Here is a 17,422-nt window from a genome sequence, read left to right on the forward strand (position 1 = left end):
CTATCGATAATCAAGCTTATTAAAACAGTTTTAGAAAATACATAGCTCTACTCATCTGCTGCCCTATGCCTTACAAACGCCTTCTTATTTTTTGCATTGCCAGTTTGCTGAGCTGTTCGGGCAGTGCGTGGGCACAAGGTAAATACGTAATCGGAACAGTTATTGATCAGGCAACGAAAGGGGCCGTCGATAAAGTGTTTGTTGTGAACCAGCGAACACGTCAACGGGCGCGAACCAATGCAAGTGGGCGTTTTTTTCTGACCGTTCAGCCCGGTGATTCCCTCATTTTAACCAGCCAGCTTTATAGTCGTACAGGTATTCGCTATGACGGGTCCGACAACCCGACAATTGTGGCGCAAGCCCTTCCCCCTATGCCCTACCGCGTAGTTGATCTTGCCGAAGTAACGGTAACGGGGAAACGCTATGAAGAAGTAAAGCGTGAAATTCAACAGCTTTTAGACGAGCCGGTAGCCTCCAAAAAAGTAACGGGCGAACAGGCTTTCGACCGGGTAGCTGACGGTGCTGGTATAACGTTGCTCTACGAAATGTTTGGGAAACGACCCAAATCGGATCGGAAAGCCTATTACATCATGCAGCAGGATCGGCGGCACGCGCTGGCTCTAGAGCGATTCAGATTGCTGGTTGAACAATCGACAAGCTTACGAGCCGAGGAAGTTGATCGCTTTTTTGATTTCTGTGATTTCGACGACGATTATCTACTTAAAGCTGAAGATTACGACCTGATTAACACGATTCAGCAACTTCGCAATCGCTTCCAGAACGGCCTCAATCGTCGCCCAAGCCGAATAGCACCCGACCCGAATCAATCCCTTCCGAAGCAACCGAAATAGGGCGGACTATTAAGTTGGTCATTTAGTGTATTGAACGGAAGTAAGATTGGCAACCTAACTTTGCTACTAGGGCTATTTGTCATAAGTTGCTCGGTAGAGCTTTGTCATACTATCTAAATAAGTTTGCAGCGAGTCTAGACCAATGGCTAAGCGACTCTTATTGATTTTTTTCGCTTTATAAGCCCCCTTGAGTACCGCTACTCTGTCAATGTAGGTTACTTGAGTGCCATATACCTGGGGTTTGCCCGTGTTTACCTGCACGCGATCTACTAAGGAAGCATACTGATAGAGATCTGCATTGTCTTTTCTGACTTCTTTCTTCATCAGCGTTAGCATATGTTTTTGAAATTTGGGAGTACTATCGCTGTGTTGTACTAACAACCAAAAATGAAGGGCACCTTCAGTTCCCACTTCGTGAAAACCTAGAAAGCCATTCTGTTTGGCTAGCTGTTCGATAATCGTTTGGTGTCGATTAAATGTAGCCAGCTCTTGTTGGTAGAGCTGTTTGAGTTGTGATTCGGTCTGATGGTTACTTTCGGCCTTGATAATGGCTTGTTGGACAGCCTCGTCAACCTTTGCTAGACTGTCTAACAACAAAACTAATCTAGGATACTGAACAGCTTCTTGAGCATTTGTAACATAGTAAGTGGCAGTAAGTAAGAACACAATAATAAGCAGATTTCTCATCAAGTTCTTTGTTATAGTAAGTAGCTTTATAACAAAAGCCATCCATTGTTTTCGACCAATAATGTATTGACAACGCCAGTTGACACAAAACTGCTTTCCTTATTTTCGAACGCTCTAAATTAGACCAAAAAATCTATCCATGAGCTTCTTAGAATGGTTTCTTGAACCAACTAATCCAGGTCCAGTTGGTAAGATAGAGGTGAATGCCCCAGAACCCGATGATGATGATGAACCTCCCAGAAAATGGTGGGTTTGGTTGACAATTGCGATAGGGCTGGTTTTGGTAGGAATTAGTCTTTATTGGGTCTTTTACAATTTGCTTTATGCAGGTGCAAAGCCCGTACTTATCAAACTTTGCTGTTTAACTCTTTATGTGTTCATAAGCCATTCCCTCACCGTTACCCCTGACTATTCGAACGTAGGTTGGTTGGGAGGATTGGTTGATAATCCTTTTCGTATTTCAGACGATTATAATAGATGGCTCATATTCCTACTAGTCATTTTAGTGCCTGGAAAGCTAATCGCCTACAGTCTTATCATGAGTTGGCTGATAGGCCAATATCTCTATAAAAAGCTTAAAAAGTAGCCCCGCTTTAATTTAAAGGAGATTTCTTTGTCCGAACAACCCTAAGTTTGTTCATCAACTCTTTCCGACTTGCGGCCGGAATTGGAATAACTGGTTCGTGGTTAACCAGGTACAGGTGATTAGCCTCCAGCCGTTCCAAATAATTAAGATTGATCAACAACGATCGTGACAAACGATGGAAATTGGGCGTTGGAAAGTACTGAGCCAAGTGGCTCAGATTCATACTGATGTGGTAGTTTTTTTTGTTTGCCAGAAAGATTTTCACATACGATCCATCGGCTTCGATATAAAGCACATCACTGGGGTCAATTTTCTCATGCCCTTTATCGACAGGAAAATACAAGTAGTCGGATACCGGAGCTGAGCTTGTTTTGGCCAGCGTAAATTGGAAATAGTTGTAGGCTAACTCAACCTGCATTTTCAATTCATCGTGCCGAAATGGTTTTAATAAATAAGCAACGGGTAATGTTTCTTTCGCCGACTGAAATGTTTCAGGCTCCGAGTTGGCCGTCAGGTACATAATCGGCATATGATGAATCTCCAGGAGCTTCTTGGCCGTTTCAATACCATCTGCCGAAGAGCCTTCCAGGTGAATATCGATGAGTGCCAGATCGGGCGGATGGTTCCTCACGGCCTTCACAGCATCCTGAAAGGTACGGGCAATTGTTGTGACAATATGTCCAGCTTCTTGTAGTGTTTCCTGAAGATCCATCGCCGTAATGATTTCATCTTCAACTATCAGAATTTTTAGTGGCTTCATATCTCACACGTTGAATTCCATTGCAAACAATACGCCTGACTTACCCTCTTCTGTATCGTCCCGAAACTGACACGTCCCATCCAATTGATCGACTTGGGATTGAATAAGTTGCATCCCGAATGAGCCACTTTTGACAGTTTTTGCAGTTTGTAAACCTGGCCCGTTATCGGTAATGACAAGCTCTATTTTTTTACCAGTCCGATAGCAGCTAATGGCCAGTTCCGGCGCATTGTTGTCAGGGAAAGCATATTTACAGGCGTTTGTTATTAACTCATTCACAATTAACCCCAAAGGCACGGCCTTATTCGCCGACAAAATGATTTTTTCAATCTCAAATCGAGTGGTAATGGTCGGATAACCATACGCCTTCAGCACCCCTCTCACGACTTCCTGGATAAAATCCTGCAAATCGACTTCGGCCAATTTACCTCCGTCGTATAGTCGCTGATGAAGGATAGCCATCGATTGTACCCGAAGGCGGCTTTCTTCCACAGCTTTTTTAGCGATTGGGTCGGTAAGCCGCTTCGACTGTAGACTTAGTAAACTCGCCACCACTTGTAAATTGTTTTTAACCCGGTGGTTTTGTTCTTTAACCAGTTCTGCATTCCGGTGGCTCATTCGCTGATTTTTACGATACAATCGAAAAAAAACGGCGCTCATTCCAGTAGCAATGACAAACAAGGCAAATGTTCCTCGGGTAAATAGTTGCTGTAAACGTAGGTTTTGCGCTGTTAAGTTAATTTCCTTTTTCTGCGCCTTCAGAATCGTTTCTTTCTTCTCCGTTTCGTATTCTACATTCAACCGACGAATGGCACCATCACTGTCTGCCAGCAGTTGGTTTCTCTGTAATCTATTCAACTCACTCAAGTGATCAAATGCCTTTCGCCACTGGCCAGTTGCATTACAGTAAAGAACGTAGGTACTCTCCAGAAGAATGCGAACATCGTAGTCATTCAACTTTTTACGTGCATACAATTTTTCGGCATCAGTCAATAACTGACCCGCCAGATTGTATTGCTTCGACTGTACATAGGCCTCGGCCAAATGCACCATTGTTTTCACTCTAATTCCGCCTTTGTCTTTTAGCGTAAAAATATGGAGTGCTCTTTTGAAATAGGGGATTGCCTGTGGGTCATTAACGCTGGAAAATAAAGACCCTAAATGCACACTCGATTCGGCAATTCCTTCCGTATCGTTTAGTTTATAGCACAAGTTCAGCCCTTTTTGGTAACAGGCAATTATCCGGCGATATTCTGCCTCATGACCTTTACGCTGACCATTCCAGATACTTTCGTAGACCATACCTAAACCGCCATACGCACGAACCAACGCTTTATCCGATCGGATGCGCTGGGCAACTTGCAGGCAATGATTAGCATAGTTCAAGGCTTCTTTATAGCGTTGATAGCGACGCTCATTTTCGCTTAGCCAATAATAGAGTCGACTCAATTCGTATGAATCGCCCCGAGGCTCCTGTATCCGTAACGATTTCAGAAAATAGGCTTGCGATGTTCTATAATTTCCAGAAAGCCCATACATTTTCCCATACAAAAACCAGGCTTCTGCCAGTAATAAGGAATCATGCTCGCTAATGGCTTTCTGGTGAATCTCTTTGGCGTACGCCAATCGATTGGAGTCTATTGGGAAATAGGTTAGCGCCTGCCCATTGGTTATTGTCAGCCCCAACAGTGTAACTAAACCAGTCACGTAAAGCGCGAAACGGAGCATTGACATGCAGTTTTAATCGAAGGCGCGGTTAATGAATAGAAGTAGCATCAAATTTACTAAAACATGCACAAAGCTCCCTCAGTATTTTTTCTACAAAAAAGATAGAGTACTTGACAAGAAAAAGCCCGCCTTTGGTAAAGTTACCGTTGCAAATGACTGATAAATAAGGCAAGTTTGAAAGAATGCAAGCTGAAATAAACTTATGATGATAGGTAAATTTACTACACTCAGTAGCCTCTATCAGTCGTATTGAATTAGCTAGGCCATGTCATCCCTGGCAGTAGATCTGGCTTTCCGCTTCTATCCACACACAAACTTAATCCTACTGTTCAACCTTACTTTGCATAAAATTTGGTCAAAATTACGTCAATCAGTAAGCAGAAGCCTGTACAGCGTCGGTAGAAACGATGATCTCATCGCCCACTCGTATCGTTCCTCCCTGAATCACTTTTGCGGTTAGCCCGCCATGACCACGCATGGCATTGTAGCCCCCTGGACCTAGGGCCGTTTCCATTTTGGAACAGGGATGACATTGGCCCGTAACGTCAAGAATTGTATCGCCAATCTGAAGTCGATGGTCTTTTAAGGCTAACAGATTTAGCCCCGATACAACTATGTTCCGACGGAGTAAGCCCGGATCGAGTTCATCCCGACCTGTGAGAGAAGCTATAACGGGGAGGTGCTCAGCTTGAATGAGGGTCACATGGCGATTTCCACTGCGCCCGCTATAATGATCGCCGAAAATACCCTTTTTTTCGGAAAGGCTGATTTCATCGACCATAAGCATCGGCTCCCGACGTTCAGGCCGAATGCCAATCCACTCCACCCGACCGGGTTGAGGAAATACGTTGAATAAATCTTTGATGTTGTCCACTGTCTGACCGCGCGGGCGCCCCCGCCAGGATTTATATGATTTAACTGATGAGCTATGATTTTGTCTACTAAAACTAATCATGGCAATCAATCAAATCATATAAATCCCGGTTCAGACAGTGCGGTTCAGACGTAATTCACATAGGAATTCACCACCGATCCGTCGTCAAATAAATCGACAAGCGCATAACCCGCTGCCGTGTGATGATATTTGCCGAACCACCAGGCTCCACTAACGGCCCCATTGCAGTAATAAGAGACACCGTTATAATCGACCCGATCGGTTAAATGAATGTGGCCACTGAGAGCGGCTTTTACGTTAGGGTAAAGATGGAATAAATCAGTAAGGCGAACCGTATCGCTATGCATCCACCGAGCCGGTACGCTCCAGTTTTCGTCAGCAAAGCGTTTTCCGTCAAAGAACACGCAGGCGGCCAGAATGGGCACATGCGAGACAATCAACACGGGTACTTCTGCAGGCGTATTTTTTAGATCAGTTTCGAGCCAGTGAAATTGCTCATCGTCCAGATGAGCCGTGTACCAACTCCCATCGGCTTTGGGCTGAACACTGTCTAAAACAACAATGTGCCAGCCATTTTGGTCGAGGCTATAATAGCGCTTCGTCATGGCCAACTCATCCATTGCCCATTGGCGCCCTTCTTCGAAACAGATTTTAGTCTCCTGACGACACCAGATGTCGTGGTTACCCACGCAGCTTAACAAGGGCAATGCATTCTCACTTTTGAGAACATCCTGATAGAGCTTCCACTGTCGACTAACGCTGTCTTTCCCCCGTCCGTGGGCTTCCATAATGGCATCGCCCCCATTGATAATCAGATCAGGTTTATCGGCTAATCCCTGCACATGATGCAAACATTTTTCGAAGCCCTTAGCCGCCCCTACTAACGGTTGCATATGCACATCGGTGAGGTGCGCAATCCGTAAAACCCGTTGCTTAGACTTTGTGGCGACTTGAGCTGTGCACAGCTGATGACCCGAGAGAGCCAAAAGACCAGCACCCATTCGTCTAACTATATCCCGACGGTTCATGCATACTTTGGTTTACGCAAAGTACGGCCCCGTCTATGACTTACTGATTATGTGCGCTTTATGCTTTTGTTAGGAAATTGAGACATAGGGAAAGGATTTGTTTACATTGTCTGAACCGGGATTTTTGTGATTTAACTGACTGACTATGATTTTTCAATAATCAAGGAAATCAGTCAAATTACAAAAATCCTGGTTCAGATCACCGCCCAAACTTCAGCGTCGTTCCAACCCGGACGCCCAATCCCTGATACTTCGCATCTTGCCATTGCGAGATCACTTCCACACGGAAAAAGGGTAACACTTGCGGAATCAGACCATCCAGGCCATACCCAACTTCAGTGTAGTTCTTTGAAGCCGGCGTATACAGATAATGAACGAACAGGTTTTCTTTCAGGCCAATCAGCCGCACGAGGGTTAACTGCGTAATGAAAAACTTTCGGAACTCGGCCAATACGTGTGCTTCGGCAAAGTGCCGACCGGTACTGTATTGGTAATAAGGCAACAATCGATAGGTTGAAACAACATCGCCCTGCTGTAAGAAGAACTCGTTTCCGGCGAAGTGCTTGAAATCAGGGAAGTACACTTTCCGATCATTCAGAAAAGTACCTGCGCTAAGTTGATAATTCAGTTTACTCCGAATACCCGTCTCAAACGAATGGCTGATAGTCCCTTGCACAAAATCGTAATCAGCCGCATCAGCCGATCCATCGCTGATTGCTTTTCGGTAATTAAGTGTCAGTAATGGCGCATCGTTATTTCGTTGAGCCGTACGACGACCATTGCGAATGGTGTATTGGGTTTCCCCTAATCGAGCCGAAGCCGTTAGGTTCAGGATCAGTGCGTTATGTACAGGAAAGCCCGTACTAGCAACCTCGGCATTATCAGGGCGATTTGACGTATACATCCGGTTACGCCAGTCAATCCAGGGTTTTAAGTCTTCTTTATAATTTGCCAATTCAGTCCGCCGGGCATATTCTAAACTACCCGATAAGGATAATCGGTTCTTAAATGGCGACGCACTAGCACTCAGATTCACAAACTCTTTCTGGTAGAGTTTCATAAAATTCTGCTCAAATAATAGCGTTGTCAGTGAGTTCAGAAAAGGACTGATCGGGTTATCCGGATTGAGCTGATACAGATACCGGCCTCCCGTCAGCCCAATCCGCGTGGTTTTGTATTGGTAACTCGCCTGACCGTAGCCGACCAGTTGTTTACGACCAAACTGATACCGGCCTGTACCACCGATATTCCACTCACCCAGCGGAATTTGCCGGAATCGGTTTACCGAATCTACTTTCTTCCGAAATCGCAGATTCAGCGCTCCTTCCAGACTATAGCCTTCTACTGTATTGTACTCAATTCGGGTGAGTGGGCTAGTATAGATCAGTGAACTCCGCTTCGACAATCGCCAGGTATGACCAAACAGTACTTTGTCCAGCGAAAACGTGTTAGGCGATTTTTTCTTCTGTTGAGCGGTACTATCCTGTCGTGTCGTATCAGACTTGACTTTTACTTTTATTTCATGCGTTAAACCAAGGCTATCGGCTTTCCGATAGCTTTTGATTTCTGCAGAAGTTAAAGGAACGGATCGCAAGGAATCCCAGAAGACATTCGAGCGTTTGCGAGCCAGTGAATCAACCACAAGTGAATCGTCGTGAACAACCGTTACATCTTCTTTCCGATTCTTACGAGCTTGTTTTTCCTGTTTCTCGTACTCTTTAACCATCTGTCGAAGGTTCTTTGTCGAGAACTCTTTCTGTTTCTTCACCAACTCATCAAGATTCTTGCCTTTTATATCACCTTTAGACAGCGTTTGGGTAGGCGGTGCTTTCTTCTCATCAGCTACTTCAATATCCTCAACGAAAGCGGGATTCACCACAAACTCAGTGAAGGTAAGATTACGAATATAATAGCCTGTCGCTTTTATGCCCAGATAAGAGCCTTTGCCCTCATACCGCTGATTGGTTGGCATCCAGACGCCCTGAATTGGGCTACATAAGTGTCTAATCGTAAATGATATACCGATATTATTTACGGTTTCCAGTTGCAAACTATGAATGGCCCAGGTGTTTTCAATGATGGATATCGAACCCCGAAATACACCTTCGCCATACTGACGTGGAATAACCTGAATTTTGCTAACCTCTATCACTTTTCCATCGGGGCCCGGCTCCCGAAATGTGCCTTTATATTCAAATTTATAATAGGCGAAAGCTTTAGGCGATAAAGGCGATACCGACTCCGCAATAGTCGGGTTATAGAAACTGGCATTAAAAAACCGATTCGGGCTCAGAAAATCACCCTGCGAATTTCGGTTGGCGATAATTCGTTGCCGGTAGGTATTGGGCTGATTAAACGACACTTCAGCTACCGTTTCATTCAGTAACGGAACGCCTACTTTGAAGTTGGCCTCCTTCTCCGCTTCTTTCAACTGCTTCCGAAAAGCCATTTCGGCCAGGTTTGGTAGATCAATTACGGTAAATGATGATTTGGTGTATACACGCGCTTTGAATCGTTGCACCTGCAATTGGTGAAACCGGCTTTTCGCAATGGCCCGGCGCATAATGGTGTAGGCAGGGTCTTCATTACCTGCCTTGGTTTGTACTTCGGCCAGCCGCAACGCCTGTTCTTCCAGCGTGGCATCTAGCGTAGCAAAGCCCGTTTCAATCTGAACAGACTTCTGACTAGTTTGAAAGCCTAGGTATTGGAAGACGATGTCATATTTACCCGGTGCCAGCGCGATTTCATAACGTCCCTCGGCGTTGGTGATCGTGCCGGTGGAAGTACCTTTCACGATCACGGCAGCAAACGGTAGGACTTCACCTTGTGCACTTTTAACTGTACCGCGCAGGCCTGTCTGGGCCGCCGTATTTAATGAAAATAGTGCTCCAAAAGCGAGTAATAGTATAAGCTTCATGCAAGAATAGGTTGTAGCTAATAATCAAATATACCAGCCAGATAAACGTAAAGCTGCTTTTATTGACAAACGGCATAGATGCAGCTGTTCTGCTAGCCAGAAGATGCACAAAGAAATAAAAACGTTGGCTGTAGACTCGTTAAAAAACTTTAACGACTTTATGTATCTTGCTACAAACTGCTCATTACCTGAATCATATGCAAAAATCAGTACACTTCTTCTTCAAATTATTCATTTTCCTGCTCGTTCTTACTCCTGCCATTGCTCAACCACCTTCGCCTTCCATCGTCTTGCCCGAACGTGACCGGGCGCGAATTGTCGACGAAATTCTGGACGATCGCTTCACAAATCTGCTTCCGCAACTGATGCGTCGTGAGGGGCTCGATATGTGGGTCATTATTTCCCGCGAATACAACGAAGATCCGGTGTTGCGAACAATGCTGCCTAGTACGTGGCTTTCTGCCCGCCGACGAACCATCATTGTTTTCTTCGATAATGGAAAAGAAGTCGAAAAACTGGCCATTGCCCGTTACGATGTGGGTAATCTGTTGAAAGGTGCCTGGGATATCGACGTACGCCCTAACCAGTGGGAAGCGTTGGCAAAGATTATTGACGATCGTAAGCCAAAGAAGATCGGCCTCAACATGTCGACAAACTACGGACATGCAGATGGTTTGTCGTTTTCTGAACACGAGGAGTTTCTGAAAAAGCTACCGGCCGACTATCAAAAGCGTATTGTTTCAGCGGAAAAAGTAGCCGTTGGCTGGCTCGAAACCCGAACTGAAAAAGAGATGGCAATTTACCCACTCATTTGTCGGTTGTCGCATCAGATTATTCAGGAAGGATTTTCGGAGCAGGTGATTCAGCCGGGCGTTACCACGACCGACGACGTGGTTTGGTGGTTTCGCCAGCGCATTACCAACTTGGGTCTGGATACCTGGTTTCACCCGACTGTTGATGTGCAACGTTCCGATAAAGAAGACTTCAACCACCTTCGCACGTTCTCCAAACGGCCTGACAAACAGGTAATCATGCCCGGCGATTTGTTGCATGTTGATTTTGGTATCACCTACCTACGCCTGAACACTGATCAACAACAACACGCTTACGTATTGCGCCCCGGCGAAACGGATGTTCCTGAGTCTATCAAAACGGCGTTCAAACAGGGCAATCGGTTACAGGATATTCTGACCGAGCAATTCAAAGCCGGAAAAACGGGGAACCAGATGTTATTGGCGGCTTTGGATCAATCGAAGAAAGAGGGAATTAACGGTACTATTTACACGCACCCAATTGGCGTTCATGGTCACGCTGCCGGGCCAACGATTGGGTTGTGGGATCAACAGAAAGGCGTTCCTGGCCCCGGCGATTATCCGTTGATGGCTAACACGGCCTACTCCATTGAATTGAATGCCGCTGTCGAAATTCCCGAGTGGAAAAAAGTAGTGCGTATCATGCTGGAAGAAGACGGCTTTTTCGACGGTCAAACCTTCCGGTACATCGACGGGCGGCAAACTGAGATTTATACTATTCCGAGGAAGTTGGGGTACGTAAAATGACGTAGAGCCGCATCAATGGACATAGCCAAACAAACAGGGAAAATCTTACATCCGTGCCTAAAAAACAAAAATGTAAATTTATAGACCTGATAAAAGGCCGGAGCGGTACAATCGGCAACGGAGGCATTCATCGCTGCGGTATATTTCCCCTTTTTGACTATTACAATGGGCAACTGCAACATGTTGCTTAAAGATTTGTCCAGTATTGTGTTGCAAGTCCACTTGTTCAACGACTTTAAAAGAGAGACATACTCCGGCGGTAGTTGGTGGGCGTATGCTGATAATACCGCTTGAACAACTTATTGAGATGACAGACGTCAGAGAAGCCAAACTCGTCGGCAATCTGCGATACCGTCATGGTACTTAGGCTCAGTCTGGTTTCAACCTGTTTGAGTTTGTAGCGGATAATGTATTGCTGAATAGAGTCGCCCACCTGTTGCTTGAACAGAGCAGCCAGGTGACTGGCCGAATAATTGAACACATCCGCCAGGTTTTCCATACGTAACAAGTTAGGCTCCGTTATGTGCTGGCTGATGTAGGCTACTACCCGTTGAATGAATGTCGAAGGGGTTGTTGAAGGCAGGTCTACACCAAACGAGTGCTGGGCGAGATGACGGTCTACCAGACTCAAAATCGCCTTCATCAACGATTCTACGACTGGGTTAGCCACTAAGGGACAAAGTCGTTGCTGTTCCGCTAGTATAATTTCGACTAATGCCAGCAGATTCCTCTGCTCGGTTCGGTTTGTGATGATAGCACCTGAAAACGGTGCGCTATACGCCTGAATATGAGGCCATGGATGAGCGTTCGTTGTCGCAAGATTTGCTAGATAGCTCTTGCTAAATGACAGGCGATAAAAGCTGGTCTTTTGAGAAATGTTGAAACTATGCGTGTCGGAAGGGCCTAGAAAAAAAACATCCCCTGCCTGGCAAACATACCGATTGCCGTTAACGATATACTCACCTACGCCTGTCTGAATAAGCATAAGCCCATAATGAGCAAGCTGTTGGCCGGACGTAGAACAGGGAGTGATGTCGAGTTGTTCGATGAGTAACGGTTCATGCTGGCTGGAATATATCATAACGAATGGCATTTTTAAAGACGTGAGTAAGCTTTTTAACATCCATTGCCAACAGGGTGCCAATACGTTAAAAAAATATAAATTAAACTTAAACAATTGATTTTTAGCATATTAGTATCTTGTTAGTCTCAAAAGGAGACTCCAAAATAGTAGAGACTCCAATATATTGGAGATGAGTAATGGAGTCGATGGTAGGTTGTACCTTTACTGATCATCAATGAGCGAACTTGCTATGGCTTACCCCGGCGAACTGACTCGGCTGCCTTCGCTGCTGGTCGTGGAGGACGAGTTTCTGATTGCCCATGACCTTCAGCGTATCCTGATAAAAGCGGGTTACCAGGTTATTGGCCTGGCTGGATCGGTGGCCGAAGCCAAAGCCATCGTAGCCGATCAAACGCCCGATATTGTGCTGCTGGACATTTTTCTGGATGGTGACGAAACCGGCATTGATCTGGCCCATTGGCTGAACGAGCAGTCGATTCCTTTCGTTTTTCTATCTGCTAACCTGACCGACGGCCTGCTGGAAGCGGCCAAACAAACCCAACCGTTTGGCTTTCTGACCAAGCCGTTTCGGGAGAAAGATGTGCTGACCACGCTGGAAATAGCCCGTTACCGTCATGCTCACAGCGAAGAGGCTAAACTGCGCCAGCAGCAGGCGATTCAGATTGCGGTTAACAACGCCATTGTCACGATTCAGGATCGTGAGCAACTGTGTCTGGCCATTGCCCACCAGATCGACCAACTGGTACCTTTTTCGTTTCTCAATCTACGAATTGGCCTGCCCGACGAATCGTCGTTTTACTGGTTGATGCTGGAGAAAACCGAAGCTAATACGTTTGGCCGGGTAAATCTGGCCGCCCTGTTGCAAAACGAAGCGGATACGCAACTGCTCGATAAGTTGGACCGCGAAGCACCGGATCGGCTTGGCGAGCAGAAAGGTGTATTCACCGGCGAAGCTTTTGACCAGCTTTGTGATAGCTACATTACCGCACGCTCCTGTCGGGATAATTTTGGGGTTCGCTCGCTGATGCTATTTCCCGTTACCCTCAAGCGTAATGCCATAACAACGATCATTTTATCCAGTACGCAAACAGATGGATTCACGCAGAAAGATTATCAGGCGGTTAGTTTGATTACGCCCCAGATTGCCCTGGCGCTGGATAATTTGCTGGTGTATGAAGAACTGGAAGCCCGTCGGCAAATGAAAGCCATTGAATTAACGATTGTCAATGCCTTCCGGTATGGTAATGATCTGAAGACAATTTTAGCGCAGGTGGCCAGCAGTATCAACGAACTGATGCCCGTCGATCTGGTGGCGCTTTACCAGGTTGGACGATCACCGGAAACCGTTCCCATCGATAGCTTGGTGCATAAGGAAGCTGGTTCGTTCGTGGCCTTGTCTGAACAGGATTTAGCCCGTCGATATGGCATTCCGCCGACCGACTGGAAACAGGTGCTGGCCGATATGCGCTCCTGGCTGATTAAGCCAACGCTCCGTGTCGGTTGCCAGTTTGCCGATGGAACATCCCCGACCATACTGAACAACATATACCGGAAGTTGGGCTTTCAATCCGCTATGTACGTCCCGATTTTTATCAAAGATCAGCCCATGGCCTCGCTGGTGCTGGCCAGCCGGGCAGCGTATGCGTTTACCTACAAGGACCTCAGTACGTTGCAGGATATCAGTAACCAGATGGGGCTGGCGCTGGAAAACCTGCTGGCTTTTGAGCGGATCAAAACCCTGAGCGAGAAACTCGAACAGGAAAAGACCTACCTGACCGAAGAAATTAAAACCAGCCATAATTTCGAGGAGATTATTGGGGATAGCCCCGCGTTACATACCGTCTTTAATAGCATTGGCCAGGTAGCTCCAACCGACTCGACGGTACTGATTCTGGGCGAAACCGGAACTGGTAAAGAGCTGGTAGCCAGAGCTATCCATAATTTATCGTCGCGCAAAGGCCGGACGGTGGTTAAAGTGAACTGTGCGGCTTTACCAGCCCAACTGATTGAATCCGAACTGTTTGGCCACGAACGGGGTAGCTTTACCGGCGCGACGGAAAAACGAATCGGTAAGTTTGAGCTAGCCAATGGCGGTACGTTGTTTCTGGACGAAATTGGTGAATTACCTCTCGAATTACAGGCGAAACTGCTGCGGGCGATTCAGGAAAAAGAAATCGAGCGCCTGGGAGGGAAAGGCCCTATTCAGATCGATGTCCGGATCATTGCGGCCACCAACCGGAACTTGCAGCAGGAGGTGGCCAATAGCCGGTTTCGATCCGATCTCTATTACCGACTGAACGTTTTTCCAATTGTGGTGCCGCCCCTCCGTGAGCGCCCCGACGATATTCGACCGCTGGCCATGCATTTTCTCCAGCGCATCAGCAAGAAACTAGGCAAACCCCTGACAAGTATCGCCAATACCGCACTTCAGCAACTGCTTACGTATCCCTGGCCGGGCAATATTCGGGAATTAGAACACGTGCTGGAACGGGCGGCCATTCTGTCGCCAACGGCTACGCTGGAACTGGCCGAACCGCTACGACCCAGTGCATTTTCAGCGGTTTCGTTGATGACCAGCCAATTGACCGAGGAGGTGATACCCATCGATGAAACCATGCGGGCGGCTATTTTGGCAGCTCTGGCTAAATCAGGAAATCGGATTCGGGGCAATGGTGGGGCGGCTGAACTACTCAACCTAAAGCCAACCACGCTGGAAGCCCGGATGAAAAAGCTGAATATCAGCGCTCAAACTAGTGCTCGGTCAATTTAGATTCTATCGATTCTCGAGTTTCTATTGTATTGACAACCATAGGTTATAGGATCAACCGGGCGTTTCTGAGAATCGATAGAATCCTCCAGAATCTAGTTTGTCAACGTACTAGGCCCTCCCCGTTCTGAAAGCCAATCAGACAGGTATCAGCTTTGCCCGGCTGGCTTTTGGAGTCTGACTGAATTCAAGCTGAATCTGGACGCCCGCATCCTGATGAATCCGCAACTTACCTCCCATCTGGCGACTCAGGCCCCGAATCATGGTCAGGCCCAGCGTCGGGGTGCGGTCAAGGTCGAGTCCGGCGGGGAGGCCTACACCATCATCGCTGATTGTCAGTCGGTACAGTTGCGTGCCTTCCGGCTGTAGTTGAATCGATATCAAGCCCGCCCGGTTTTGCGGAAAGGCATATTTGAGGGAGTTTGTCACGGCTTCGTTAATGATCAGTCCAAGCGGAATAGCTTGCGTCACATCCAGTTGGATGGCCGCTACCGTAATCTTCGTTCGTACCAAATCCGTTTGCAGAAATGATTCCATCAGGTAATCGACAATCTCGTCGATGAACTCGGCCATATTCACCAGCGCCAGATTGTCCGACTGGTATAATTTCTGGTGAATCAGGGCCATTGCCTGCACCCGGTTCTGGCTGTCCTTAATCGCCATCAGCGCCTTGGGGTCCTGCAAAAAATCGGATTGGGCATTGAGCATACTCGATATGATTTGCAGGTTGTTTTTAACCCGGTGATGAATCTCCTTCAGCATCCATTCTTTCTCGTCCAGCAGGTTTTCTTTCTCCCGCAAAATCTGTTCGAGGGAGCTGTTTTTCTGATTGATTTCGAGCTGTTTGGCTTCCAGAAGTTGGTTGCTGCGTTGTTTGAGCCGGTATCGATTATAGCTCACGCCCAGTAAACCAGCCAGCAAAACGACTACGACAATGATACTATTTCGGGTCGTGCGGGCCTGCTGAAGCTGAGCCGTTTGAAGTTGACTCCGGTTGGTCAGCAATTGGATGTTCCGTTGATTTAACCGAATGGCATTGTCTTTCTGCTGAATCTGATACTGGATTTCTAACTGAGCAATCTGACGGCTTTTGGTTTCATTCAACAAGGAATCACGAAGATCGACAAACTGCTGATAATGGCGAATGGCCTGTGGATACTGCCGTTGCGTGGTGTCCAGTTGAAACCAGAGCAGGTAGTTCTGGGCCTGCTCGATGGGCGAACTATTCCGTCGGCAGAGGGCATCATTCTCGGTTAAGTACTGACTGGCTTTGGCATATTGGCCGGATGCAATGTAAAATCGAATCAAGGATTGATAGATACTGACCTGCCCGATGCTTTCCCAGCCTTCTTTGGGGGTTAACGCTATGATTTGATCGCAATAATGCTGGGCCAGGGAATACTGTTTCAACGTTCGGTATACATCGATAAACCGCATGGCCAGGTGAATACGGCTACCATCCTCCAGGGGAGGGTTTTTGCGTGCGACTGTTTTCAGCAGGGTCAAGGCACGTTGTGGTTGATGCATACTCAGCAGCACCATTGAAAGATTGCCCGCCACCTGAATGATGGATGGATTGTAGTTGTTTTTCTGCGCTAACGCATACGACTTTTTAAAGTATCGGTAAGCCTGCCGGTATTGCCCCATGGCGAAGTAGGTTAAGCCAACCCGGTTGTAGGCGGTACAGGCCAGCAACCCTGTATCATGGTATTGCTCCGTCCGCTGGATCGCCAATAAGCCGTATTTCAGGCCCTCCCGATAATCGCCCAGTTTCGTTGATACGTAGCCGAGTAAATCATACAGGCCTGTCATATCCATACAGGTGTTGGTCTGGCAGAGCGCCAGCGCCTGCCGAAGCTCGCTAACTGCCTGTGTATACTCGCCCCGGAGCTGCTGAAAATCAGCCAGTTCTTTCAACAGATTAGCCTCCCGTACTTTGTCGTTTAACTGCTTTACAACCGCAAGTGCCTTTTGGGTATAGTCGATTCGCTGGGGGAGTTCCTGTTTGTTAATCCAGTAAGACAGCGCTAATTCGAGATAGCCTTCCACGAGTTCGGGCTTATAGCCAAACTGCGTAAAGATACCGATGGCTTGCCGGGCGTATCGCCTGCCAGCGTTCTTATCGCCTTTTTCCCGAAGCGCTTGGGCCGTTGTTAAATAACTACGTCCCACCCCCAGCGGATACTGGAGCGCCTGACTGAGCGCCTGGGCCTGCTGGGAAAGCTTCAGGGCCGTATCCAGGTCAGAAACCAGTTCCCCTTTCTTAAAAACGTATTCACGGCTCAGCTGGAGCAGTAAGCTAACCCGATTAGTATCTGGCTGACTGGCCTGGATTTGTGCATGTAATCGGCTGAAAACCGAATCCTGACTCTGCCCTCGACCCGATAGCAGGACAACGAGTATGAGGGGTAAAGCCCAGCCTTTTTTCATGAGTACACGTCAGGTTTAGTGCCCCCTAAATATCTCCTTTTTCTGGAATGATTGGGGAGAAGGCCCTCTGAAAACCATCAATGTACCGTAAAACCATCGATTTATACTGTTCCTGCACCCCATCAATCGG

Annotated in this window: 12 protein-coding genes; 4 read left to right on the forward strand and 8 right to left on the reverse strand. The window is 47.0% G+C overall.

The annotated features are described in order from the left end of the window. Positions 1–65: 65 nt before the first annotated feature. Entirely contained in the window at positions 66–851 is a 786-nt protein-coding gene (locus tag ACYVGR_RS23615) for a hypothetical protein (RefSeq protein ID WP_460961359.1), read from the forward strand. Positions 852–923: 72 nt separating this feature from the next. Here ACYVGR_RS23615 and ACYVGR_RS23620 read toward each other — a convergent pair whose 3' ends face one another. Further along, entirely contained in the window at positions 924–1,538 is a 615-nt protein-coding gene (locus ACYVGR_RS23620) for a DUF6624 domain-containing protein (RefSeq protein ID WP_460961361.1), read from the reverse strand. A gap of 139 nt (positions 1,539–1,677) precedes the next feature. On the opposite strand from ACYVGR_RS23620, the gene ACYVGR_RS23625 reads away from it, so the two are divergent. After that, a complete protein-coding gene (locus ACYVGR_RS23625; RefSeq protein ID WP_460961363.1) occupies positions 1,678–2,124 on the forward strand; it encodes a hypothetical protein in 447 nt (148 codons plus the stop codon). A gap of 7 nt (positions 2,125–2,131) precedes the next feature. Here ACYVGR_RS23625 and ACYVGR_RS23630 read toward each other — a convergent pair whose 3' ends face one another. From ACYVGR_RS23630 to ACYVGR_RS23650, 5 genes are all read right to left on the reverse strand, one after another. After that, complete coding sequence (locus ACYVGR_RS23630) at positions 2,132–2,884, reverse strand: response regulator (protein WP_460961365.1); 753 nt, start codon at positions 2,882–2,884, stop codon at positions 2,132–2,134. Positions 2,885–2,887: 3 nt separating this feature from the next. Further along, positions 2,888–4,612 (reverse strand): sensor histidine kinase, encoded by a 1,725-nt coding sequence (locus ACYVGR_RS23635; RefSeq protein WP_460961368.1) that lies wholly within the window; start codon positions 4,610–4,612, stop codon positions 2,888–2,890. Positions 4,613–4,982: 370 nt separating this feature from the next. Further along, a complete protein-coding gene (locus ACYVGR_RS23640; RefSeq protein ID WP_460961370.1) occupies positions 4,983–5,486 on the reverse strand; it encodes an MOSC domain-containing protein in 504 nt (167 codons plus the stop codon). Positions 5,487–5,611: 125 nt separating this feature from the next. Continuing rightward, positions 5,612–6,535 carry a metallophosphoesterase family protein gene (locus ACYVGR_RS23645; RefSeq protein ID WP_460961372.1) on the reverse strand — a complete coding sequence of 308 codons (924 nt, stop codon included), beginning with the start codon at positions 6,533–6,535 and terminating at the stop codon, positions 5,612–5,614. Between the two features lie 199 nt (positions 6,536–6,734). Further along, a complete protein-coding gene (locus tag ACYVGR_RS23650) occupies positions 6,735–9,452 on the reverse strand; it encodes a DUF5686 and carboxypeptidase regulatory-like domain-containing protein (RefSeq protein ID WP_460961374.1) in 2,718 nt (905 codons plus the stop codon). 197 nt (positions 9,453–9,649) lie between these two features. Between ACYVGR_RS23650 and ACYVGR_RS23655 the strand changes: the two genes are divergently transcribed. Then, the gene (locus ACYVGR_RS23655) at positions 9,650–11,011 is read left to right on the forward strand and encodes a M24 family metallopeptidase (protein ID WP_460961376.1); all 1,362 of its coding nucleotides are present in this window, start codon (positions 9,650–9,652) and stop codon (positions 11,009–11,011) included. Between the two features lie 235 nt (positions 11,012–11,246). Here the strand turns inward: ACYVGR_RS23655 and ACYVGR_RS23660 are convergent, their stop codons facing one another. Further along, the gene (locus tag ACYVGR_RS23660) at positions 11,247–12,092 is read right to left on the reverse strand and encodes an AraC family transcriptional regulator (RefSeq protein WP_460961378.1); all 846 of its coding nucleotides are present in this window, start codon (positions 12,090–12,092) and stop codon (positions 11,247–11,249) included. A gap of 217 nt (positions 12,093–12,309) precedes the next feature. Between ACYVGR_RS23660 and ACYVGR_RS23665 the strand changes: the two genes are divergently transcribed. Next, positions 12,310–14,865: a sigma 54-interacting transcriptional regulator gene (locus ACYVGR_RS23665; RefSeq protein ID WP_460961380.1), complete on the forward strand. Its 2,556-nt coding sequence runs from the start codon at positions 12,310–12,312 to the stop codon at positions 14,863–14,865. 135 nt (positions 14,866–15,000) lie between these two features. On the opposite strand, the gene ACYVGR_RS23670 is transcribed toward ACYVGR_RS23665, so the two are convergent. After that, positions 15,001–17,292, reverse strand: coding sequence for a histidine kinase dimerization/phosphoacceptor domain -containing protein (locus ACYVGR_RS23670; protein ID WP_460961382.1), 2,292 nt, complete (start codon positions 17,290–17,292; stop codon positions 15,001–15,003). Positions 17,293–17,422 lie beyond the last annotated feature (130 nt).

The sequence above is a fragment of the Spirosoma litoris genome, assembly GCF_054776755.1.